The sequence below is a fragment of the Streptomyces sp. NBC_00414 genome (assembly GCF_036038375.1).
In the GTDB taxonomy this organism is placed as follows: Bacteria; Actinomycetota; Actinomycetes; order Streptomycetales; family Streptomycetaceae; genus Streptomyces.
Genome location: NZ_CP107935.1, coordinates 2,774,643 through 2,799,203, shown reverse-complemented (window position 1 = coordinate 2,799,203; position 24,561 = coordinate 2,774,643). Strand labels below are relative to the sequence as shown.

The 24,561-nt window shown below is 70.5% G+C and carries 13 protein-coding genes; 10 read left to right on the top strand and 3 right to left on the bottom strand.

Going from position 1 to position 24,561, the window contains the following annotated elements; genetic code table 11:
- Positions 1–17: 17 nt before the first annotated feature.
- The 3 genes from OHS59_RS11905 to OHS59_RS11895 all read left to right on the top strand — a co-directional run bounded on the left by OHS59_RS11905 (position 18) and on the right by OHS59_RS11895 (position 4,927).
- A complete protein-coding gene (locus OHS59_RS11905; RefSeq protein WP_328493376.1) occupies positions 18–4,007 on the top strand; it encodes a golvesin C-terminal-like domain-containing protein in 3,990 nt (1,329 codons plus the stop codon).
- Positions 4,008–4,089: 82 nt separating this feature from the next.
- Positions 4,090–4,488, top strand: a complete 399-nt coding sequence (locus OHS59_RS11900) for a hypothetical protein (protein ID WP_328493375.1) — start codon at positions 4,090–4,092, stop codon at positions 4,486–4,488.
- Between the two features lie 112 nt (positions 4,489–4,600).
- Positions 4,601–4,927, top strand: coding sequence for a hypothetical protein (locus tag OHS59_RS11895; RefSeq protein ID WP_328493374.1), 327 nt, complete (start codon positions 4,601–4,603; stop codon positions 4,925–4,927).
- Between the two features lie 270 nt (positions 4,928–5,197).
- Here OHS59_RS11895 and OHS59_RS11890 read toward each other — a convergent pair whose 3' ends face one another.
- Positions 5,198–9,040, bottom strand: a complete 3,843-nt coding sequence (locus tag OHS59_RS11890) for an NACHT domain-containing protein (RefSeq protein ID WP_328493373.1) — start codon at positions 9,038–9,040, stop codon at positions 5,198–5,200.
- A 153-nt stretch (positions 9,041–9,193) separates the two neighbouring features.
- Between OHS59_RS11890 and OHS59_RS11885 the strand changes: the two genes are divergently transcribed.
- On the top strand, positions 9,194–10,270 hold the full coding sequence (locus OHS59_RS11885; RefSeq protein ID WP_328493371.1) for a hypothetical protein: 1,077 nt from the start codon (positions 9,194–9,196) through the stop codon (positions 10,268–10,270).
- A gap of 148 nt (positions 10,271–10,418) precedes the next feature.
- Here the strand turns inward: OHS59_RS11885 and OHS59_RS11880 are convergent, their stop codons facing one another.
- Both OHS59_RS11880 and OHS59_RS11875 read right to left on the bottom strand, forming a co-directional pair.
- On the bottom strand, positions 10,419–11,948 hold the full coding sequence (locus OHS59_RS11880) for a helix-turn-helix domain-containing protein (protein ID WP_328493370.1): 1,530 nt from the start codon (positions 11,946–11,948) through the stop codon (positions 10,419–10,421).
- Positions 11,949–12,011: 63 nt separating this feature from the next.
- A complete protein-coding gene (locus OHS59_RS11875) occupies positions 12,012–12,209 on the bottom strand; it encodes a DUF4236 domain-containing protein (RefSeq protein WP_189777588.1) in 198 nt (65 codons plus the stop codon).
- Between the two features lie 337 nt (positions 12,210–12,546).
- Here OHS59_RS11875 and OHS59_RS11870 point away from each other — a divergent pair, with 337 nt between their 5' ends.
- The 6 genes from OHS59_RS11870 to OHS59_RS11845 all read left to right on the top strand — a co-directional run bounded on the left by OHS59_RS11870 (position 12,547) and on the right by OHS59_RS11845 (position 23,999).
- Positions 12,547–14,052, top strand: coding sequence for an MFS transporter (locus tag OHS59_RS11870; protein ID WP_328493369.1), 1,506 nt, complete (start codon positions 12,547–12,549; stop codon positions 14,050–14,052).
- 206 nt (positions 14,053–14,258) lie between these two features.
- Complete coding sequence (locus OHS59_RS11865; protein WP_328493368.1) at positions 14,259–15,776, top strand: SWIM zinc finger family protein; 1,518 nt, start codon at positions 14,259–14,261, stop codon at positions 15,774–15,776.
- The gene (locus OHS59_RS11860; RefSeq protein ID WP_328493367.1) at positions 15,773–18,502 is read left to right on the top strand and encodes a DUF6493 family protein; all 2,730 of its coding nucleotides are present in this window, start codon (positions 15,773–15,775) and stop codon (positions 18,500–18,502) included. Before OHS59_RS11865 ends, OHS59_RS11860 begins: the two co-directional genes overlap by 4 nt.
- 319 nt (positions 18,503–18,821) lie before the next feature.
- Positions 18,822–21,536, top strand: a complete 2,715-nt coding sequence (acnA, locus tag OHS59_RS11855; RefSeq protein ID WP_328493366.1) for an aconitate hydratase AcnA — start codon at positions 18,822–18,824, stop codon at positions 21,534–21,536.
- Positions 21,537–21,750: 214 nt separating this feature from the next.
- Positions 21,751–22,467: a response regulator transcription factor gene (locus OHS59_RS11850; RefSeq protein ID WP_328493365.1), complete on the top strand. Its 717-nt coding sequence runs from the start codon at positions 21,751–21,753 to the stop codon at positions 22,465–22,467.
- Complete coding sequence (locus OHS59_RS11845) at positions 22,464–23,999, top strand: sensor histidine kinase (RefSeq protein ID WP_328493364.1); 1,536 nt, start codon at positions 22,464–22,466, stop codon at positions 23,997–23,999. Before OHS59_RS11850 ends, OHS59_RS11845 begins: the two co-directional genes overlap by 4 nt.
- The last annotated feature ends 562 nt before the right edge of the window (positions 24,000–24,561 follow it).

The following is a 24,561-nucleotide window of genomic DNA, read 5'->3' as shown; positions in this document are numbered from 1 at the left end:
CGCGCATACCGGCGGCCATGGCAGTCGCGATCGCGATGGCCTGTGGTGTCGGTACCACGCAGGCCTACGCGGAGGCGGTACCGCCCGGGGCGGCGAACGGCTGGTCCTCGAAGACCGCGCCTTCCGCCGACGGCACCGGCCCGGGTGCCAAACCGCACTCGGTTCCCGTGGCGAAGCGCACCGAGGTACTGGGCAAGGGCTACCGGTCGTCATCGGACCGGGCCATCACCACATCGGGCGACGGCACGGGTTTTCACGTGCTGGTGGCCTCCGAGAAGGACGGCTACCGGTGGAAGACCGCCGCCTCGCTGTCGGAGCCGGGCTTCGAGACGGACGCGTGGATCGGCAACGCCTGTGTGACGGAATCCGGCAGGTACGCGGCTGTCGCGTACGCGCCGCGGACGTTCACCAACAAGCCTGAGCTCATGAGCCGCGGGGCCTTCACCGCCCTCGTGGACCTGACCGACGGTGAGGTCCGCAAACTGCCGTTCACGGCGACACTCGGCTACTTCTCCCCGGGCTGCGGTACCGGCGAGGACATCGTGTTCTCGCAGTTCACCGACGAGGTCGCCTCGAAGAAGAACGAGACCCGGCTGATCACAGCCGATGCCCGCACCGGTAGGTCGGACACGGTGAAGGTCGCCGGACAGGTCACCTCGGCCGTCCCGGTCGACGGTCACGTCGTCGCCGCACGCGGCAAGCAGATCGTGCGCATCGACGGGACGACGGTCAGGACCGTGGCCCCCACACACGCTGTGCCGTTCCAGCTCAAGCCGGACGCCGACGGTGGCGTCACCTTCATCGACCGCCTGCCCGTGGACAAGGCGGCGGGCGGCACGGCCGCCGCCACCGGTCAGGCAGCCGTCTCCCGCGTCAGCACCGCGGCCCTGAGGACAGCCGACGGAAAGGCGCGCGCCGCCCAGCTCGCACAGGGCTCGCTCACCCGCTTCGACCTCGCCCGGACACCGGACGGGGCCGTGTACGTCACCGGCGACGCCAAGAACCGCGGCACACTGCCGAGTTCGATCCACAACCCGGGCGGCATCCCGAAGGACGCCCGTATCTCCAGCGACGGCGCCGCCGCGCTGACCACGGCGTGGGCGGACGGCAAGGACTCGCGCATCTCGCAGAAGGACTCCTTCTCGGCCCGGCCCGCGCGGATCACCGTGAAGGCCCTGGACACCGCGAAGTCGATCGTGCTGGACGCCGCGCCCGGTGACGTCATCGGCGGCGCGAGCGCCCGACGGGCCGCGACCTCCGCGAGTCCCGCGCTGGCCGCGAAGGCCGCGGTGTCCGGTGACGTGTCGGCGCAGGCCTCGCCCGTGGACGACGACCGCACCTGCTCCGTACCCCGCAACAACGCGAAGAAGCAGGCGTTCCAGCCGACCCCGCGGCAGATCGAGTGGGCCGTGGACCAGGCCATCGTCGGCAAGCTCAACAGTGGCGCCACCCGGCCGGCGAACTGGAAGAACACCGGGATGTCGGCGTACGCCCCGCAGACTCTGTTCCCGCTGGCCTCGCTGAGCGGCGGAAGCGGCGCGGACTGGCACATACCGGCTCAGGTGATGCTGGGCATCACCGCGCAGGAGTCGAACATGTGGCAGGCGACCCGCTACGCCGTGCCGGGTGTCACGGCCAACTCACTGATCGGCAACTTCTACGGCGTCAAGTACTCGGCCGACGGTTCGCAGGCCGACCCATGGGCCATCGACTGGTCGAAGTCGGACTGCGGTTACGGCGTCACCCAGGTCACCGACGGCATGCGGCTGCCGGGCAAGGGCCAGCCGACGATGACGACCACGCAGCAGGAGGCCGTCGCGCTCGACTACGCCGCGAACATCGCGGCCGGCGTCAACATCCTCATCGAGAAGTGGAACCAGACCCGGGCCGACGGGGTCGTCATCAACGACGGCCACCCGAAGTACATCGAGAACTGGTTCGCGGCCCTCTGGTCGTACAACACCGGCTATCACCCGAAGTCGGAGGCCGGCGGCAACTCCGGCAAGTGGGGCCTGGGCTGGACGAACAACCCGGCCAACCCGCTGTGGAAGGAGAACCGCACTCCCTTCCTGGAGGACGCCGCAGGCGCCGACGACTACAGCCACGCCGCGAGCCCGCAGAACTGGCCGTACCAGGAGAAGGTCATCGGCTGGTCCGCACGCCCCCTGTCGGCGATGTTCGCGCCCGGCGACTTCAAGGCGGGCTACCGCCAGGCGTGGTGGAACAGCAACGCCTACCGCACCACGTCGAAGCCGCCGATCGGACTGTTCTGCGACAGCAGCAACGACTGCGACCCGTCGAAGATCAGCACAGGCGCGAGCAACGACACCGGCGGCGGCCCCTGCCTGCTGCCGGGCGACCCGAACGAGTCGGATCCGCTGTACCTGAAGTGCTGGTACACCAAGGCGGCCACGTGGAAGAGCTGCACGACCGCCGCCCAGTGCGGCAACGCCATCCACCGGTTCGACGAGACCTATCCCGAGCAGGCGGACGCCAATTCCTACCCGCCGAAATGCTCCGCCGACCTGCCCTCGGGGACGTACATCGTCGACGACCTGGCCGACGGGACAGTTCCGGCCGGTTCCGATCTCCGCTCCTGCGGGAGCGTGTCCTCGGCGGGCTCGTTCAACCTGGACTTCGGCTCCGCCTCGGCACGTATCGACCTGCACCAGCTGGGCGCCGCCTACGACAACCACTTCTGGTTCACCCACACCAACAAGGAGGGCACCACCGACGGCAGCCGTCTGAAGACCACCGGCACGTGGACCCTGAACAAGTCCGACCGGGGCTGGATGCGGGTCTGGGTGCACCTGCCCGACCACGGCGCGCACACCCGCCAGGCCAAGTACAAGGTCGGCGGTACGAACTCCACGAGCCCGAACCGCGCGCTGCCGCAGCGGGTGGGGGCGAACACCTGGGTGCCGATCGGCGTCTTCAACTTCACCGGAACGCCCACCGTTTCGCTGTCGAACACGACGGACGACGGCACGGGCACCGAGGACGTCGCCTGGGACTCGGTCGCTTTCCAGCCGATGGCGGGCAAGCCGCAGAACCAGGTCGTCGCCATGGGCGACTCCTACTCCTCGGGTGAGGGCGCGTCGACGAACGGCGGCGACGACTACTACCCGGAGTCCGACTTCTACGACTCGGCCCAGCCGGACGCCGAGAACAAGTGCCACCGTTCGAAGTACGCCTGGGCGCGTCAGGCCAAGCTGCCGGGCCAGTCGAAGTCGATGGGAGCGCTGGCTGACGACCGCGACTCCGACATGGACTTCCAGTTCATCGCGTGCGGGGGCGCCCGCTACTTCCAGGTCCTGCGCGACACCCAGTACGGCGAACTCGCCCAGCTGGACAAGGGGTACCTCGACCAGAACACCACCCTGGTCACCCTGTCGGTCGGTGGCAACGACATGCGGTTCACGGACATCTTCCGGAACTGCATCCTGGGCCTGGAGGGGGTGTGCACCGACGACTCCTTCCCCAACGAGGATCCGGACACCGGGGAAGGGGCCGGCGGGGAGACCGGTCCGGTCGACGAGTGGGCACCGGTATGGGCACGCGACACGGTCAGGCCGCGTCTGGTCACCACGCTCAACGAGATCCACAAGCGGGCGCCCAACGCGAAGATCGTGCTCATGGGTTATCCGCGGCTGCTGGAGGGCAACGGCCAGTGCATACCGGGCATCGGGCTGGCAGAGGCTCCCTGGCTGAACGCGATGGCCGACAACGTGGCCGCCGAGATGGCGAACGCGGTCGCCGACGCCAACAGCCGGTACAGCGCGAACGCCGTATTCAGCGACCCGCGTGACGAGTTCGCCGGCAAGGCGATCTGCGGTGACCCGGAATCGATCCACGGCATCGTGCTGTCCGGGCACTCCAGGGCGGACAACCGCGACGTGAAGTGGCTGCCGGGCAACGTGGCACCCTCCATGAAGTCGTTCCATCCGAAGGTGGCGGGGGCCAGGCTGTTCGCCGACTCCCTGGAGCACACGCTCGCCGGGAACTGACCGATCCCGCGCCGCGATCGAGGGCGCGGGTCTGAGTAGTCGTACTCAGGCCCGCGTCCGCTCCCTGTGAAACGGTGAGGACATGACGAGGGCCAGGGTCTTCCGCGGAGTGAAGGGCACACTGCTGTCGGCACTGGCGGCAGCCGCCTGCTACGAGATGTGGACCTCTCTGTGGGAGTGGTCGGACGACGTGTCCCGGGCCAGCGGCGACGCCATGGGCGCAGGGTGGCTGGAAGGTCTGCTGGCGGGGATCGTCGGTCTTCTGTCGATGCCGGTACTCCTGTGGGCGGGCATGCGGCTGCTGAGGGAGCGCGGCAACCATCTGCTCGTCGTGGTCGGCTTCGTGGCCTGGTGGCGCATCGGCGGCAAACTCGTCGAGGAAGGCAACGTCAGCGACCTGGCCACCGGCCTGTACATTTCCCTGTTCGCGGGGCTGTGCGGTTTGGCTTCCCTCGCCGAGATGCCGAGGACGCGTTCCTGACAGCGCAGGACGCATAACGCGAACAGCGTCAATCAGGACGTTTGCATTGAAACGATCGGCGTGCGCGTGCGATAAAATGCGCTTCCTGGTGGTTCACAGAGAAGAGGGCGTTGTGAAGATAGCGCGCATATGTCTCGTGGTGGTGGCATGCACCTTTATGGCCACCTCCTGCGGGGGAGGCGGCACGGCTGTCGACACATCCCGCCTGTCCAGCCAGGAAAAGGAATGGATCGAGTTCTCCTACGCGCACGAGAAGAGCGACGAGGTCAAGCGGTCCCTGGAAGAGCTGACCGCTGAAGGCGTCGAGTCCTACCTTGATGGGCAGCGTCTGCGTCTGTGCGGCGACACGGCGTCACTGATGCAGGACCTCAAGGAAGCGAACTACACGGCGAACGAAATGCAGGAGTACAAGGAAAAGTCTGAACAGCTCATGTGCTAGCGCCGGTGGAGCGCGCACGGAGCAAAGGCCCCCGCCGATGACAGCGGGGACCTTCATGTCTCTGGGCGAGGCGGCGCTCCTAAGCGACCGCGCCTCCGAGGATTCTCAGCGAATACTTGTCGTACGCCCGGTGAAGAACCATCGTCACCGGCCCGGAGACGAATACTCCGCTGACAATGTACTCCTTCTTGTTGCCCCTTTTGAGTAAAAGATTTGGGAAAGAATCGACCGCGCCCGACCTGGCAGCACGAGTGTGGGTCGCTGCCGAGATCACCCGCCGAACTTGCCATGAATGTAGTTGGCCGTGTCCAGCGGGCAGTCCGGGCGTCGGGCCAGGGCCAGGCTGCGCGTACCGGGCGAACCCCGCTCGATCTGGAAGAAGCATTCGGCGGTCGCCTGCCTGTTGCCGGCCGGCATCCGCGGCCAGAGCTGCTCCAGCCTGGACAGCACCTGCGGGTACCTCCGCGCGAGGGGTACGAGCAGCGAGGCGAGGGCACGGACCGACCGCCCGGCGATCTTTCCCGCGTCGATACGGGTGACGACGTCCTCGACTCTCTTCGTGAGCTCTTCGTGGCTGAGGTACTTGATGCCCAGCGTGGTGAAAGACTTGCCGAAGAGGGGGAAGAGGGCTGGGAGCTGCTCTTTCCGTTTCGGCGGCGCGTCCGGACCGAGACCGTCCATCAGGATGTCGAAGTACAGGTCGACCACCCCGACCGCCAGCCGACGATCGAGGCCGGCCGACCGTTCGACGGCGACCAACAAGTCGAGCAGGGCGCTCTGGACCTGCGCGTCACTGTCCCGGGTGGCCCACTTCACGAGCTGCTCCTGCACATCCGTGCCGTACGAGTCCCGTAGCGGGAGGACCGACGCGTTGTCCGCGAGGCCGCGGGCCAGAACGCGGACCACGTTCGAGTGCGGCGAGTCCAGGAGGGAGACGAGCCAGGGGACCGCCTCGGAGTCCGGATCGGTCACGGCGGCGGTGTGCAGCTGGCCGGCCATGGTTCTGGCCGCCGCCGACGCGGCACCCGCGTTCCCGTCCATGAGTTCGCGCCGGATCCAGCAACGGGCCTCCGCGGAGCGGAAGGCGGCCGTGCTCTCCAGCCGTGCCCGCCGGGCCCGGTCCGTCGCGCACAGGGCGAGAAGGGTTTCGTGCATCTCCGCGATCTGAGCCGGGCCGAGGCACTGAAGAAAGGCGTCGAAGGTGCTCAGCAGCACCGTGCGGGCGCCGGCCGTCCCCCGCTCCGCGGCCTGGACCACGGTGTCCAGCTGGTCCGCCCTGGCGCGCAGCAGGTCCATGTCGTCGCCGCAGAGTTTGATCACGGTCGGCCAGACCCGCCGTGGGTCTGCGGTGACGTAATGGCTGAAGAGGCCGACCAGTTCCGGTCGGTCCTCGGCGCGGAGTCCGTCGGCGAGGTGGTTCGCCACGGAGCAGGCGGAGCTGAGCGCGCTTGCGGTGAGCCCGTCGCCGAATCCCAACAGGGCCTGTCGAACCAGGTCCGGATCGGCGTCGGCAATCGCCTTGGCCGCGTTGGTGTACTTGTCGCGGGCGGTGTCCTCGGACCCCGCCAGGTCGGCCAGCAGGGCCCGGGCCACCTCCTCGTTCCGGCAGAGTCCGGCGACGAGCCGCACCTGGCATGTCTGCCAGCGCTCTGGGTGGACCGCCTTCAGAACGGCACGCCAGTCGCGCCAGCCCGCCTTGTCCCGGAAGACAGGGTCCTCCCAGGCGCGGAGCAGGACGGTGGTCACGTTGTCCACCGCACCGCTGGGGCACGGGAATCGCAGCGCGGTCAGCAGCAGCGAGCGGTCGAGCAGCCCGTTCCCGGGGCTGCCGGCGACCAGCCGTATCACCTCCGCGCGGGCGGCTTCGGGAAGGCCGGGGTACACCTCGACCAGCATGGGCCCCAGGTCCGCCTCGGCTCCCCCGGAACGGACCGTGAGGGCCAGCAGCCGGGCGAGGACGGAGGAGACACACTCGTGCCCCAGTTCGTCGGCCCTGGAGATGAGGCCGTCCAGCACTCGCCGAAGGGTTCGCATCCGATACTCCGGCGGACTTGGCGCGAGCAGCGACGCGGCGGTTTCCACCACCCGGGACATGTCCTTGGCGTCCGAGGTCCGCACGCACCTCAGCAAGACCTCGACCGACTCCTGGACACATTCCTCGGGGCTGTTCCTCAGGACTTTGACGCAGGCGACCAGGAGCGCGGGAGAGATGTTCCAGACCTCTTCGGTCACCTCTGCGACCAACGCGCTCGAGCGCCGGTTGAACGCACCGTACAACTGCGCCCGGACACCTTCGACATCGTCCAGGGGCACCGCCTCGGCGAGCGTCTCGTAGCGGTCGTCGCTCGTCGTCATCATCAGGAGGTGCCGGGCGATGGGCCAGTACGCCTGCAGGGCCGAGCGCAGCCCCTTTCCCAGCCGGGCGAGGTCCTGCTCGTCACCGGCTCCCGCCAGGAGCCGGGCGACCGCGAACTCCGCGTACGTCTGGTGGAAGAAGGCGTATCGGCCGGTAAACCTCTTCACCACTCCCTCGCTGAGGAGTTTGCGCATCGCGCCGGGGTCGGGCGACAGCGCCTCGCCCGTGACAGATTCCACGAACCGCGTCCTGCTGGAGGCCCATACCTCCGCGGCGAGCTTCTCGGCCGCCGCTTCCTGCGCCGTCGCCGCGGCGCCGCGCCGGCCGTGGCGGTCCCGCCCGACGCGCTTGTGCCAGTGCTCTTCGTACAGCTGGGTCACCGTCAAGTTCTCAGGGATGCCCCCGAGCCGAGCGTAGATCTCGCACGCCATGGCCAGCCGCAGAGGCGAGGCGCAGACCTCTCGTACCCTGCGTCCGTCCTGACCTGTGACGAGGCTGTCCAGAAAGGTCCGCTTGGCCGCCTCGTCGATGCCTGCCGTTGCGAGGTACGCCTCCGCCCAGCGCCGGATGTCGTCCGCCCCGAGACTGGGCATGCGGTAGTGGGAACCCGTGAGTTCCCCGTCGCCTTCGAGGTTGTCGTGCCATTCCTCTTCCCGGCATGTGATCAGGAGATCGCAGGAGCGGCTCAACTGTCGCAGGAGGTAGGAGGCGTCGTCGGCGTTCTCCTCCCTGATGACCAGGTCGAGCGTGTCGATGAGGAGCCGCACCCGGCGGTGTCGTGCCAGCTGGGTGATGACCGAGGACAGCGGGGGCGACGTACGGGAGTCGGTCAGCGCGTGGCCCAACGCCTGGTCGAGGGCATCCAGGCTCGACAGGTCCGCCGACGCCGGCACCCGGGCGCAGGGCAGGAGCACGGTGCAGGTGCTCCCGTCGTCGTGGGCCGCCAGTGCGTCGAAGAGCTGACCCAGCAGGACGCTCTTGCCGTATCCGCCCTCGCCGACGATGACGACGGGGGACGGCAGGCGGTCGATGGGCGAGGCGAGCTTCTCGGTGAGATGGGCCAGCCGGTCCATGCTGGGGATGGTCTTCGGCAGAACGACGGACCGGGCCGACGCGCTGCCGGCCACGATCGCTTCGAGGAGCCTCGTGGCCTCGTCGGCATCGGGCGGGCCGTCCTGCGCCCGGGTCGGTCCTTCATGCCCGGACAGACCCGTGGGCACGAACAGGAAGGGGTCCGGGGGGAGGTCGGGGACGGGTCGCACCGGGGGCGGCTCGTATCTGGGCTGGTCCGTGAGGTTCCTGAGCAGGGGCTCGATCGCGGTCGGCGTCAGGTCGGCGAGCACGAAACGCCGGAGTCGGTGGAGGTCGTTCGGGACAGCCGTCTCCTCGACACCGGGCAGCAGCACCACCTTGAAAGTCCGCTGGAATCTCTTCTGGTCGTTCTGGAGGATGCCCTTCATCGTGTCCGCCTCCACGACCACGCCCGCGCCTTCGCGGGGATCGTTGGAACCCTCCCAGCGCGCTTTCCAGGCGTGGCTGGCGACGATGAGCACGATGTCGCACGTCTGGACCATCCGCTGACCCCACCGGGTCCAATCGGTGTCCCGGTCCGCCCACAGGTCCAGCTCCGTGTCGATGCCGGACGTGGACAGCAGCTCCGCGAACCCGCGCACGGAGTCCTTCCATGCGGAGGTCTGCGATTTCGTCCACGAACGATCGGAGTGCGCCCAGCTGATCATGACCCGCGGTCGTGACATGCGTGGCTCCTCCAACTGCCCAGGGCACGTCCCGCCGTTGCGACGGACCGTGCGGCCACTGCTCCCAGGATAGGGCCGCCCCCGTCCCGCCCGAGGCTGAGTGCACCTCAACTGCCGCTCTTCGCAACCCTGCTGGAGGTACGCTCACCCTCTATGTTTTCACCACGGGAGACACGGCCGAACATCGCGGTGCTCGGCAGTCTTGATCCCGACCGCGACATCGACCCGCCGCTCAGGTCGATCGCCGCGGCGCGCGAGGCGTGCAGACAGCTCGGGCGTGAACTGGCGAGGGCTGGATGCGATCTGATCGTGCACTCCAGTGATCCGCGCTATGCCGAAGTGCACGTCGTGGAGGGGTACGTGGCGGCTTCGGACGCCGACGGCCCGGGCACCGTCTTCGTGCACGTGCCGCGGCATCGCGACACGACCTTCGTGGTGCCGCCGGGCAGCAGCGCGACGCTGAAGGTCGTCCGGGACACCACCACGCAGTGGGAGGTGCCCTTCTACCGGACCCTGCTGGCGAGCGACGGTGCCGTGCTCGTCGGAGGCGGTCAGTCCACTCGTGCCGCAGGAGTGGTGGCGATGGCTCAGGGCATTCCGCTGATCCCGGTCGCCGCGTTCGGCGGAGGCGCCAACCTGGTGTGGGTCAACCTCGGACAGATACGCAACGACACCGACGACGAGGACATCGCGCTCCTGGGAGCCGACTGGGACGCCGAGTCCGCCGCGCGGCTGACAGCCTGTCTCCTGCGGCAACGGGAACGACGGGCAGTGGCTCTCCGCCTGCAGGACCACTCCGCACGGAAGGCGGTTCGGGGCTTCGCGCTGGGAATGGGTACGGCGGTGGTGTTCCTGCTGGTCGCGCTTGCGGCTCTGGTGCTGGCCGGGCCTCCCGCTCCGGCCGCCGCCCACGGTCTCGCGCTCCTCGTCGCGGCCCCGCTGCTGGCCGCCATGGCCGGAGCGATCGTCCGCAACTCCTTCGAGCAGGATCCGCGCTGGCCGACGGCCGCGGTTCGCGGGCTGGGCGCCGGGGTGGTGAGCGTCCTTCTCTATGTGGCCTCGCAGTTGCTCACCGTCCCCACACTCCTGGACGACCTTGACGTACGCCGCATCCTCTTCTTCGCCATCCCTCTCGGCTTCAGCTCGGGATACACGTTCGACCTCGTCTACGAGCGGCTGCGGTCCGAACCCGCGTCGTCGATAGGGCCTCCGTCGCAAGGGCCCCGCTGAGGTGGTGAATGCGTCCGCGGCCACCCGTGCCAGGGCGGCCCTCTCCGCCAGGTGATGAATTCGCGTCCGCGAGAAATCCCGGAGATGCCGCCGCGCCCCCCCTGACCCGATGTGTACAGGTCGGGCCGGACGCGGCGGCATGCGTGGCTCAGATGTCCCGGAAGATCTCGATCTGTGCCCCCACCGAGTTCAGCCGCTCCGCCAGGTCCTCGTAGCCCCGGTTGATGACGTACACGTTGCGCAGGACCGATGTGCCCTCGGCCGCCATCATCGCGAGGAGGACGACCACCGCGGGGCGCAGGGCCGGCGGGCACATCATCTCCGCGGCCCGCCAGCGCGTGGGGCCCTCGACCAGGACGCGGTGGGGGTCGAGGAGCTGGAGGCGGCCGCCGAGGCGGTTCAGGTCCGTGAGGTAGATCGCGCGGTTGTCGTAGACCCAGTCGTGGATCAGCGTCTGGCCCTGCGCGGAGGCCGCGATGGCCGCGAAGAACGGGACGTTGTCGATGTTCAGGCCCGGGAAGGGCATGGGGTGGATCTTGTCGATCGGGGCTTCGAGCTTCGAGGGGCGCACGGTGAGGTCCACCAGGCGCGTACGGCCGTTGTCCGCGAAGTACTCCGCCGTACGGTCGTGGTCGAGGCCCATCTCCTCCAGGACCGCCAGCTCGATCTCCAGGAACTCGATCGGCACCCGGCGCACGGTCAGCTCGGACTCGGTGACGACCGCGGCGGTCAGCAGGCTCATCGCTTCGACCGGGTCCTCGGAGGGCGAGTAGTCCACGTCCACGTCGATGTTCGGCACGCCGTGCACGGTGAGCGTCGTGGTGCCGATGCCCTCCACCCGTACACCCAGCGCCTCCAGGAAGAAGCACAGGTCCTGGACCATGTAGTTGGAGGAGGCGTTGCGGATGACGGTCGTGCCGTCGTGGCGGGCGGCGGCCAGCAGCGCGTTCTCCGTCACCGTGTCGCCGCGCTCGGTCAGCACGATGGGACGGCCCGGGGTCACCTTGCGGTCCACCCGCGCGTGGTACATGCCCTCGGTGGCCGCGATGTCCAGACCGAACCGGCGGAGCGCGATCATGTGCGGCTCGATGGTCCGCGTACCGAGGTCGCAGCCGCCCGCGTACGGCAGCTTGAAGCCGTCCATGCGGTGCAGCAGCGGGCCGAGGAACATGATGATCGAGCGGGTGCGGCGGGCCGCCGCCTCGTCGATCGACGCCATGTCCAGCGTGGCGGGCGGCACGATCTCCAGGTCCACGCCACCGTTGATCCACCGGGTGCGTACGCCGATGGAGCCCAGCACCTCCAGAAGGCGGTACACCTCCTCGATGCGCGCGACGCGGCGCAGCACCGTGCGGCCCTTGTTGAGGAGCGTCGCACAGAGCAGCGCCACGCACGCGTTCTTGCTGGTCTTCACGTCGATCGAGCCGGAGAGCCGACGTCCGCCGACCACGCGGAGATGCATCGGGCCCGCGTAGCCGAGCGAGACGATCTCGCTGTCCAGCGCTTCACCGATTCGGGCGATCATCTCAAGGCTGATGTTTTGATTGCCACGCTCGATGCGGTTCACCGCGCTCTGGCTGGTACTGAGCGCCTCGGCCAGCTGCGTCTGTGTCCAGCCCCGGTGCTGACGGGCGTCACGGATGAGCTTGCCGATGCGTACGAGGTAGTCGTCTGCCATGACGGCAGGCTATCTCACATATGAGATGCCGCATCCGGAGGGGCCCAATGGGGTGACAGTGCCTCAGTGGCGCTTGGCGCGGGTGGTGCGGCGCCAGCCGAAGGGACCGGGGAGATCCATCGAGGTGGTCCGTCGTCCCGTGCTGCTGTGTGTGTGCTTGGGGCCGTTCTTGCCGCCCGTGGTGATGGACCACGACTTCTTGTTGATGTTCAGTCGTACCCCGGGCAGGATCCGGAAGCTCTTGCGGAATGTGAGCGGCATGGGTGCCCCCTTCTCGTCGTCCGCTCCCAGGTACCCCGGATGCCGGTCGGTACGCCGAACACCCTTGCGTCCGGGCCCGGTTCGACGCCGGTCCGGCCCCGGTTCCGTACCGGGGTGACCTCTCCCGTACCGGCGAGGTACTGTCGAAGCACCGGAAGTAAAAACGTGTGGCCACCCGGAGCAGGGACCACACGCGCACACGCGGTATCGGACGATCCGCCACTTCTTCACCTCGAAGGAGTGCGTCGTGAGTGTCCGCCGTAATCGCTCTCATCGCTTTGCCGGCTCTCGTCAGCCGAGTTCACCGAGTTCACCGCGTTCCCTCCGCGAAGCGGGGGTGGCCCTCGCGGGGCTGTCGGCGGTGTTCCTGTTCGAGATGCTCGACAACTCGATCCTCAATGTCGCCCTGCCGACCATCGGCCGTGAGCTGTCGGCGTCGGCGACCGTGCTGCAGTGGGTCACGGGTGTGTACGCCGTCGTGTTCGGCGGCCTGATGCTGGTCCTCGGCGCGCTGGCCGACCGGGTCGGCCGCCGCAAGGTCATGCTGGTCGGCCTGGTGCTGCTGGGTGCGGCGAGTCTCGCGACCGCGTTCGTCACCACGGCGGAGCAGCTCATCGCGGTCCGCGCGGCGATGGGTGTCGCGGCCGCGATGACGACGCCCGGCTCCCTCGCCCTGGCGTTCCGCCTGTTCGACGAGGACGGCCTCCGCGTCCGTGCGACGACGCTGATCTCGACCGTGGGACTGGTCGGGCTCGCGATCGGGCCCACGGCGGGTGGCTTCGTGCTCGCGTTCGCCCCGTGGCAGGCGCTGCTGCTGGTCAACGTACCGATCGCCGCACTCGCGTACCTCGGCATCCGACGAGGCATCCCCGCCGACCGGGCGGACGAGCTGCACCGCGACCCGGTCGACGGCGCGGGCGCCCTGCTCGGCACGGCCGCGATCGTGCTCGCGCTGGTCGCACCGACGCTGTTCGTCGACGCGGGCGCCGCGTCGCCTCTCCCGTGGCTGATCGCGGTCGCGGCCGTCGTGACGGCGGTGCTGTTCGTCGTCCGGGAGCGTTCGGCCCGCCATCCGCTGCTCGACCTCGAACTCGTCGCCCGCCCCCTCGTGTCGAGCGGTCTGGCCTTCAAGGCCGCCGCGGCCCTCGCGACCGCCGGCCTCGGCTACCTCGTGACCCTGCAGCTCCAGCTCGACCGGGGCTGGACGCCCGCGCAGGCGGCGCTGGGAATGCTGCCGCAGGTCGTCGTGCTCATCGCCGGCGGCGCTCTCATCGGCCCACTGGTCGCACGTGTCGGCCTCGACAAGGCCGCCTGGCTCAGCGCCGGAGCCGTGGTGTGCGGACTCGCCGTCTACGGGCTGCTGGGCCGCTTCGGTTACGTGTGGATCGCCCTCGCGCTCGTACTCGTCGCCGCCGGTATGCGCGTCGTGGGTGTCGTCGCCGGGACCAACGTGATGCGTGGTCTCCCGGCCGACCGCACCACCGTCGGGGCGGCATTGGTGGACACCGCCGGCGAAGTCACCACCGGAATCGGCATCGCCGTCAGCGGGACCATCCTCGCGGCGTCCTTCACCGGCGACATCGCGGCATCGGACTGGAGCCCCCACCAGACCGCGGAGTTCCGCGAGGCGGTCACCTGGGCCGGCCTCGCTCTCACGGCCCTTGCCGCGGCGCTCGTGGGATGGGGCATCAGCCGTGGCCGCCGCCGGGTCGGGGACGGTACGACGCAATCGGCGTCCTCATCCTCCTCCGCATCCTCCTCGGCATCGGCGTCGGCATCGTCCGCGACCGGCACCATCGGAACCACCGGCACCACCGGCACCACCGGCGCTGGCGGCGAGTAGGCGCGAGGGACGGGCTTCCGGCGCCGTGCGGGGCTCTCGCCGCGGAGGAGGTTCCGTGGCGGGAGGCCCCGGCGGTGCGGGGGGCGTTCCAGCGACGCGCGGGTGTCCCGGCGGTGCGCGGGCGCCCCGGCGGTGTCCGCGGGTACCGGCGGGGCGCTGGAACGCCCCCGCCGTCCGGTGTCAGTCCGTGGTCGTAGCGTGTGCGCGTGACCCAACTCGTGCAGTCCTACTCCTACTTGCACCCCTCGGCCGTGCGTGAATCCACGGCCGGGCGCAGTCTCGCGCTGGAGACCTCCGGCGGTGCCACCCCGGCCGGAGAGGCGGCCAACCCTCACTTCTTCAGCGGGTTCCTGACCGCGCCGACCGCCGCCGCGACGGCTCTGCTCGCGGTCGCCGACGTGGCCGCCGCCCGCTACTACCGGCCGAACGCGAAGGCCTCGCTCGACCCGGTCGTGACGGCCGACGGTGACCGGCTGCGCTTCGAGTCCTTCTCCGGCTGCTGCGGGGTGTACGCCCGGCTCGACGTCCTCGCGCCCGGCCTCGACGGCGACGACGTCGGGCACGGCACCACCAACGTGGACGTCAACATGCCCCTGCGGCGGGCGCTGGCAGGGCTCGGCGGGCTCGACCCCCTTCATCTGGCCGTCGGGCCCGAGGAGTTGGCGGTCAGAACCTTCGACGGCGAGTTCGTGGAGAAGAAGGTCCCGCTGCCGGAGCGCTGGCTGCGCGGGTTCGCCGAGGCACAGGTCCTCGCGGCGGGTTTCGCCCTGCGGGCCGAGGTGCCCGCCGCGGAGGCGGCCGCCGTGCTGCGCGCGCTGCCCCGGCCCACCCTCCGCGCCGACGCCCGTACGACACGCTGGGTGGTGCCCGCGGGCCGCACGCTGCGACCCACGTCCAGGCCGGCGCCCGGCGCGGTGTGCCTGCCCGGGCCGGAACGGCTGCTGACCCTGCGGACGGTGCTGAGGCACGCGACGACCGTACGGGTGTACGCGCCGGCCGAGCCGGTCACCGCGGACGGGGCCGCCACCGCCTGGGAGGTCGAACTGCCCGGCATGCGAATGACGTTGATGCTCTCCCAAAGCGCCTCGCGCGGCTTCTCCGGCGAGGGCGGAGTACTGCATGACCTTGCCTCCGGCCAGGCTGCGGCGGACGCGGAACGGGTCGCGGAACTGCTGGCCTGGGAGCCGAGGATCGACATCGCCGAACTGTCGGAGCAGGCCGGGCTGCCCGCCGACCGGGTGCGCGCCGCGCTGACCATGCTGGGGACGTCCGGCCAGATCGGCTACGACCTCACCGAGGCGGCGTACTTCCACCGCCACCTGCCGTACCGCGCGGGCGCCGCGGAGACACGAAACCCCCGGCTGCGCGGGGCGCGGGCGCTCGTCGCGGACGGGTCGGTGCGGCTGGACGGGCCGCTGGCCCGGGTCGGTAAGAGCGACGACGCCCACGTGGTGCGCCCCGACGCGTCGGGGCAGTTGAGCTGCACCTGCTTCTGGTGGGCGAAGTACCGGGGCGGACGCGGCCCCTGCAAGCACGTGCTCGCGGTGGGCATGGCCCGCGACACGACGGCCGATGCACGGGCGACGGCGGACGCGGGGACGACGGCGCACGCGCAGACGACGGCCGACATGGAGGCGGCGGTGGACGCGCGAGCGACGGCCGACGCAGAAGCGGCCGGGGACCCGGCACGATCGGAAACGGCACGACCGGAGGCGGCACGATGAAGCTGGTTCAACTCGCGGAAGCCGCCGACGTCGAGGGAGTGCTCCGGGAACTCGGCGCGCTGACGCCGGACGGGCGCGCGGCCCAGACGGAGACCCTTGCGGCCCGGCGCGCGACGGTGCAGGCCGGCTGGCCCCATCTGTCCGACGAGGAGAAGGCCGCCCAGCTCGCCGCCGAACTCGGCTGCCGGACCGCTCCCGCGACCGCGGCCGACTGGATCCAGGAGAACTGCCCGTGGGAGGAGAACCTGCCCCTCGGCGGTGCCTGGGTGGTCGACGTCCTGAACCTCCACCCCGTCGTCTGGCGGGCCGAACTCGCCGCGGAGCTCGCCGAGCGGCCGAGGCCCCCGGCCCGCCTCGTCGAACACCTCGTCCGGGACACGGGCTGCCCCGTCCCGACCTCCACCGGGTTCGTCGCGGGCTGGCTCCGCAGCCGCCTGTGGCCGTGGCACGCCGCACACCTGCGAGGCGGGCCACGGCCCGACGGCACTCTCCTGGAGCAGCTGCGCCAGGACGATCTGTCGCCGCGGTTCCTCCGGCTGGCCGTGGAGCGGCAGGAGATCTACCTCGGCCCGAACTGGTTCCACAACGACATGACCCGGTACGGCCTGCCGCTCATGCTGGAGCACAACAGGCTGGGCGCGTTCATCAGCTTCAGCGCCGAGGGACTGGTCGACCGCGCCGCGCTCGTCCGGCACGTCTTCGCGGGCCTCGACATCACCGAGGAGGCGCCGGACATCGCGGACATGATGACGGCGTTCGCCCTCACACCGGAGGAACTCGCCTCGGTGGCCGCCGAACGAGCCGCGCTCACCGAGTCCCTGCTCGCGCGACTGCTCCAGGACGGCACGCGCAGGGAGACCGCGCCCCCGCTCGCGTACCTCCACGCGCTCGCCCTGACCCCGGCCGAGAACGCGCCCTTCGTCAGGGACCTCGTGGCGCTGCTCGACCTGTCCGCGCCGGTGGCCGCCTACGCCCAGGAAGTCCTGAACGCCATGGACGAGGCCGGGCTGCTGGAGCCCGACGTGCTCACCGAGGTGTGCGAGCGCCTCCTGCTCCGCCCGGAGAAGAAGCTGGTCCGCACGCAGCTCACCCGGCTCGACCGCGCGGCCCGCCAGGACTCCGCGCGCGCCCGCCGGACCGTCCTCGACGCGGCGACGGCCTTCGACCACCGGGACATCGACATGCAGGAGCGCGCCCTCGACGTGGTCGCCCGGCACCTGCCCGCCGCGGGCGACTCGGTGCTCCCGGAGCTGCGCACGGCCGCCGCCCGCATCAACCCCGGCCTCGTGGCCCGGACCGCGGAGCTGTTCGGCACCGCACCGGACCTGTTCCCCGACCAGGACGCCGACACGCTCCCCGACCAGTACGCCGACACGCTGCCCGCCGTGCCCGAGCCACGCCCGGTGCCGGACTCCGTCGGGACGGCGGTCGAGGTCGCCCAGGAGCTCGCCGCGGTCGTCGCGAACGACAAGGACGTCGTCACGTTCGAGCGCGTCCTGGACGGCCTGGTCCGGCACGCCCACCTCGACCGGGCCGCACTGGCACAGGCGCTGCGGCCGGTCATGCGCAAGCAGCCCCGCCAGCACGCCGACTGCACGCAGTCCGACGTGTACGACGTGGCCGCGGCCCTTCGGGGCGACGAGCCGAGGCAGTACGGCGTCATCGCCCGCCTCGCCGACGACGCCTCGTGCTCGCCGGCCGGAGCGCTGCTGGCCGCCCGCCTCGCCGAGGCGATCGACATCGTCGAGGCGGGCGCGCAGCCGTTCCTGCTGGCCGTGCCGACCGACACCACCGGGGCACTGGACGCCACCGCCCTCGTACAACGGATCTCGTCGCTCGACGGGCTCGGTGTCACAGCGGCGCCGGTCGACCTGGCCCAGGCGCTGCTGCGCGTCACCCCGACCACGGACGACAAGGTGCTGGACGCGGCGGGGGAACTCACGTCCGACGCCGGGCGGCGGCTGGCGCGATGGCTGCGCGAGGGCGGCCTGCCGTACCCGGAGCCGGTCCCGGCCGACTGGCCCGAGTCCTGCCCGGACCGCCACCCGAACGACCTGGTGAGCCACCTGGCCCCCGAGCCGGCCACCGGCCCGCCGCTCCTGCCGGCCGCCGCCGCCCTGATCGGGCCGTACGAGTACGGCAGGGGCATGACCGAGCCGATGGTCCCCTTCTGGCTGGCCCAGCTGCCCCACCACCGCGAGACCGTGCTGGCCCGCGACTACTTCAGGTGGCGCTACGGCTCCGACCGGGGCTGGGCCCACGCCCTGCCGTTCGCCGCGGAGTCCGGCGGCCCGGCGGGATACGCGCTGCACCTGGCACTGGCGAACACCCTCTCGTACGACCGGCAGGGTGAACGTGACGCGACCGTGGACGCGCTCCTCGTGCTCGCCGCGCGGGGACAGCTCGACACCGGGCTCCTCGGACGGCAGCTCGCCGAGCTGCTGCGCGTCGAGTCGGTGGCGGCGAACCGGGTGACCGCCGCCCTGCGCACGGCGGCCGAGACCGGCGCGTACGCCGCCGTCTGGTCCGTGCTCGAAGCCGCCCTGCCCCATCTGCTGAGCGACCCGGTGGTGCGGGGCGCCGGAGCGCTGCTCGCCCTCGGCGTCGACTGTGCCTCGCGCTGCGCGGCGAAGGGGGAGATGCCCGAGGTCACAGCGGCAGCGGCGCGCACCGGATCGAGCCAGGCGGTGAAGAACGCGCGGCTGCTGCGGGACGTATTGAGCTGATTGACCTGACCGGTGGGGACACCGGACCGGGTCCCGCTCCGGACGGCCTACGGACGGCCTACGGACGGCCTCCAGAAGGCCTCAGGACCGACTCAGGACGGACTCCGAGCGGCCTCCGGGTAGGGGCCGGCACCCTCCGGGCATGACCGTCCCGCGGTCATGTACTAGAGTTATCTCGACATCGAGATATCTGCCGAGGCGTGCCGCAGCCGCCCGGGACCGGTAAGGGTTACCTAACTTAGCTTGACCTTAGCGGATCGGCCAAGAGGGCGTGGCGGCAGGATGCGGTGGTACGCGCACATGAATGAAGGAGACTGTCGTGTCGGCGAACAGCTTCGACGCCCGTAGCACGCTCAGCGTGGGCGACGAGTCGTACGAGATCTTCCGGCTGGACAAGGTGGAAGGCTCGGCCCGCCTTCCGTACAGCCTCAAGGTCCTGCTGGAGAACCTGCTCCGTACCGAGGACGGCGCGAACATCACCGCCGACCACATCCGTGCTCTCGGCGGGTGGGACTCGCAGGCCCAGCCCAGCCAGGAGATCCAGTTCACGCCGGCCCGCGTGATCATGCAGGACTTCACCGGCGTGCCCTGCGTCGTGGACCTCGCCACCATGCGCGAGGCCGTGAAGGAGCTCGGCGGCGACCCGGCGAAGATCAACCCGCTGGCCCCGGCCGAGCTGGTCATCGACCACTCCGTCATCGCCGACAAGTTCGGCACCCACGAGGCGTTCGCGCAGAACGTCGAGCTGGAGTACGGCCGCAACAAGGAGCGCTACCAGTTCCTGCGCTGGGGCCAGACCGCCTTCGACGAGTTCAAGGTCGTCCCGCCCGGCACCGGCATCGTCCACCAGGTCAACATCGAGCACCTGGCGCGCACGGTCATGGTCCGCAAGGGCCAGGCGTACCCCGACACGCTGGTCGGCACCGACTCCCACACCACCATGGTCAACGGCCTCGGTGTGCTCGGCTGGGGCGTCGGCGGCATCGAGGCCGAGGCCGCGATGCTCGGCCAGCCGGTCTCCATGCTCATCCCGCGCGTCGTCGGCTTCAAGCTGACCGGTGAGCTCAAGCCCGGCACCACCGCCACGGACCTCGTGCTCACGATCACCGAGATGCTCCGCAAGCACGGTGTCGTCGGCAAGTTCGTCGAGTTCTACGGCGAGGGTGTGGCGGCCACGAGCCTCGCCAACCGCGCCACCATCGGCAACATGTCGCCGGAGTTCGGCTCCACCGCCGCGATCTTCCCGATCGACGACGAGACCCTGAAGTACCTGCGCCTGACCGGCCGCGACGAGCAGCAGGTCGCGCTCGTCGAGGCGTACGCCAAGGAGCAGGGCCTCTGGCTCGACCCGGCCGCCGAGCCCGACTTCTCCGAGAAGCTGGAGCTGGACCTGTCGACGGTCGTCCCGTCGATCGCCGGCCCGAAGCGCCCGCAGGACCGCATCGTCCTCGCCAACGCCTCGCAGAAGTTCGCGCAGGACGTCCGCAACTACGTCGAGGACGACGACGAGGCGGGCAAGGAGTCCTTCCCGGCCTCCGACTCCCCGGCCACCACCAACGGCGTACCGTCCCGCCCGACCACGGTCACGGCCCCCGACGGCTCGACGTACGAGATCGACCACGGCGCCGTCACCGTCGCCGCGATCACCTCCTGCACCAACACCTCGAACCCGTACGTCATGGTCGCCGCCGCGCTCGTCGCGAAGAAGGCCGTGGAGAAGGGCCTGACCCGCAAGCCGTGGGTCAAGACCACCCTCGCGCCCGGCTCCAAGGTCGTCACCGACTACTTCGACAAGGCGGGGCTCACCCCCTACCTCGACAAGATCGGCTTCAACCTCGTCGGCTACGGCTGCACCACCTGCATCGGCAACTCCGGCCCGCTGCCGGAAGAGGTCTCCAAGGCAGTCAACGAGCACGACCTCGCGGTCACCTCGGTCCTCTCCGGCAACCGGAACTTCGAGGGCCGGATCAACCCCGACGTCAAGATGAACTACCTGGCCTCCCCGCCGCTGGTCGTCGCGTACGCCATCGCGGGCTCCATGAAGGTGGACATCACCAAGGACGCGCTGGGCGTCGACCAGGACGGCAACGCCGTCCACCTGGCGGACATCTGGCCGACCGAGGCCGAGGTCAACGACGTGGTGGCGAACACCATCGGCGAGGACATGTTCAACAAGTCCTACCAGGACGTCTTCGCGGGCGACGCCCAGTGGCAGGCCCTGTCGATCCCGACCGGCGACACCTTCGAGTGGGACGCGCAGTCCACCTACGTCCGCAAGCCCCCGTACTTCGAGGGCATGACGATGGAGACCACCCCGGTCTCCGACATCACCGGCGCGCGCGTCCTCGCCAAGCTGGGCGACTCGGTCACCACCGACCACATCTCGCCGGCCGGCGCGATCAAGGCCGACACCCCGGCGGGCAAGTACCTCACCGAGCACGGTGTGGAGCGTCGTGACTTCAACAGCTACGGCTCGCGCCGCGGCAACCACGAGGTCATGATCCGCGGCACGTTCGCCAACATCCGCCTGCGCAACCAGATCGCGCCGGGCACCGAGGGCGGCTACACCCGCGACTTCACGAAGGAGGACGCCCCCGTCTCCTTCATCTACGACGCCTCGCGCAACTACATCGAGCAGGGCACCCCGCTGGCCATCCTGGCCGGCAAGGAGTACGGCTCGGGCTCGTCCCGCGACTGGGCCGCCAAGGGCACCGCGCTCCTCGGCGTCAAGGCCGTCATCGCCGAGTCGTACGAGCGCATCCACCGCTCGAACCTCATCGGCATGGGCGTCATCCCGCTGCAGTACCCGGAGGGCCAGTCCGCCGAGTCCCTCGGTCTGACCGGCGAGGAGGCCTTCTCCTTCACCGGCATCACCGAGCTGAACGAGGGCACCACCCCCCGTACGGTCAAGGTCACCACCGACACCGGTGTGGAGTTCGACGCGGTCGTCCGCATCGACACCCCCGGTGAGGCCGACTACTACCGCAACGGCGGCATCCTGCAGTACGTGCTGCGCAGCCTGATCGCCAAGTAGGCGCTCCGGTACGGCAGTCGAGGGCCGCACTCCCGCAAGTCACGGGGGTGCGGCCCTTCGCCGTGCACGGAGGCGGAGGCATCCGGGGTGCGGGGAACTGCGCGGCCGGCCGCAGCGGACCAGCACCTTCGAACGGCGCGGGTCCGCCCGGACACACGGCTGCGGCTCAGCTGGAACACAGGGTTCTCCCAGGCGATTCGGACAGGATCACCACATGTCTGGCACCCGAAGCGAGCCCGTCCGCGTGCTGATCGTCGACGACGAACCAGGTCTGACCGAACTGCTCTCCGTGGCCGTCACGGAGGCCGGCTGGCGGCCCTACCCGGTGGCGGACGGCCGCTCCGCGCTGCGCGTCGCCCGCGCCCGCGTCCCGCACGCCGTCGTCCTCGACGGAATGCTGCCCGACCTGGACGGCATCCAGGTCCTGCGCCGCCTGCGGCAGGAGAACCCGAAGCTGCCCGTCCTCATGCTCACCGCACGCGACGCGCTGGAACACCGCATCGACGGCCTCGCCTCCGGCGCCGACGACTACGTGACGAAGCCCTTCTCCCTGGAGGAGGTCGTGCTGCGGCTGCGCGGGCTGCTGCGGCGGTCGGGCGCAGAGGACGCCCGGTCCGACGCCTCGGTGCTGGCGCTCGGGGACCTGGTGCTGACCGAGGAGACCCGCGAGGTGCACCGCGACGGAACGCGGATCCGGCTCACCGCCAAGGAGTTCGACCTGCTCAGCCTCATGCTGAGCCATCCGCGCCAGGTGCTGAGCAAGACACAGATCCTCGACCATGTGTGGAGCAGTTGCTTCGACGGCGGGGGGAACCTCGTCGAGGTCTACATCTCCAGCCTCCGCCGCAAGATCGACAAGGGGCGGACGCCGATGATCCACACCGTACGGGGCGTCGGGTACGCCATCAGACCGCCGGGGGACGGCAGATGAGGCCGCGGCTGCCGGAGCGGCGCTCACTGCGCACCCGCCTCCTGCTCTTCATCGGTGTCACCCTGGTCGTCGTCTGCACGGCGATGGCCCTCACCACCGTTCTCGCGCAACGCGCCTACCTGCTGGGCAACCTCGACCAGCGCGTCACCGACGCCGCCGAGCGCAGCCAGGGCGGACTGCAGCGCCGCACCGGCGACGACACGGACCTCGGGTTCCTGAACGAGCGGGGGCAGGCCGTCGGCACCCTCGCCGCCCGCTTCGACGACGACGGGGACGTCATCGCCGCCCAGGTCGTCACCGACGACGGCAAGCAGCAGACCCTCACCGCCGACCAGCGCTCCGCCCTCGACGGCATCGCCACCGACGGTTCCCGGCACACCCGCACGGTCCCCGGCCTCGGCACCTACCGCGTGACCGCCATCGCGGGCAACGGCGTCCCCGTTCTCACCGGGCTCCCGATGGACGACGTACAGGACATGATCGGCGGCCTCGTCCTGGTCGAGGCCGTGGCGGCGATCGCCGGTCTGGCCGTCGCCGGCTGCGTCTGCGCCGTGGTGATACGCCGTCAGCTGCGGCCGCTCGGCCGGGTGGCCGCCACCGCCGTCGAGGTCTCGCGTGTCCCGCTGGGCCGGGGCGCGGTCACCGGCCTCACCCGGGTTCGCGAACGCGACACCTACCCCGGGAGCGAGGCCGGCCAGGTCGGCGCCGCGCTCAACCGCATGATCGACCACGTGGAGTCGTCGCTCGCAGAGCGTCAGCGCAGCGAGGAACGCATGCGCCGCTTCCTCGCCGACGCCAGCCATGAACTCCGTACGCCACTGGCGTCCATCGCCGGATACGCGGAGCTGATGAACCGCGGCACCGAACGGATCGAGCCCGCACTGGCCTGGCGGCGGGTCTCCGCCGAGTCGGCGCGGATGACGGGCCTCGTGGAGGACCTGCTGCTGCTCGCCAGGCTCGACGAGGGGCGCCCGCTCCAGTCGTCCGAGGTCGACCTCGCGGCGGTGGTCGCCGAGGCCGTGTGGGACGCGCGGGCGGCCGGCGGCGGACACGACTGGCAACTGGCGCTGCTCCTCGACGCACCCGCGCTCGTCCTGGGCGACGAGGCCCGCCTCCACCAGGTGGTGGCCAACCTGTTGGCCAACGCGCGCGTGCACACGCCCGTGGGCACGACCGTGGTCGCCTCGGTGGAGGCCACGGAGGCCCACTGCGTGATTCGCGTCCGCGACGACGGGCCCGGCATTCCGGCGCATCTGCTGCCCGCGGTCTTCGAGCGCTTCACACGGGGAGACAGCTCCCGTTCCCGCGGTGGTCCCACCGACGGCGGCTCCGGGCTCGGTCTCGCCATCGTCGCGGCCATCACGGCGGCGCACGGGGGCCACATAGCCGTGGACAGCGAGCCGGGCCGTACGGAGTTCACGCTCACCCTGCCGCCGTCCCACGTGCGCCTGGAGGCACCTCCGGCAGCGCTGGTCACCGGCGCGCCACGCCCCGACCTGGCGCTCGGAGCCCCCACCCCCGACCCACGCTGACCACGGAGCGACACCCCTCGACCTGAGTACTCGGGACTCCGCCCCCGGGCCTTCGCCGGCCCCTGGGGCGGAGCCCCACCCCGGCCCACCGGGCGCCCGCCGTCGGGCGCGGCCCCGGCGGGGGCGGATCGCGCAGTTCCCCGCGCCCCTTGTGGGCGGGGTCTGCGGGCCGGGTGTGTTGTGCGGGCGTGTGGGGGTTGGCCGCGCAGTTCCCCGCGCCCCTTGTGGGCGGGGTCTGCGGGCCGGGTGTGTTGTGCGGGCGTGTGGGGGTTGGCCGCGCAGTTCCCCGCGCCCCTTGTGGGCGGGGTCTGCGGGCCGGGTGTGTTGTGCGGGCGTGTGGATGCTGGCCGCGCAGTTCCCCGCGCCCCTCAAAGGCGGGGCTGCGCCCCAGCCTTTGCCCCTCAGGGGCGCGGGGAACGGCGCAATCTTGTCGCCTTTAGGGGCGCGGGGAACTGCGCGACCGGCCGCAACGCGACCGCACCCGACCGACCGCCCCCGCCCCACCCCCCACTTCAGGTAGCACTCAGGTTCCCCGTACACAGTCGTCGCACGGCCGTCCGCA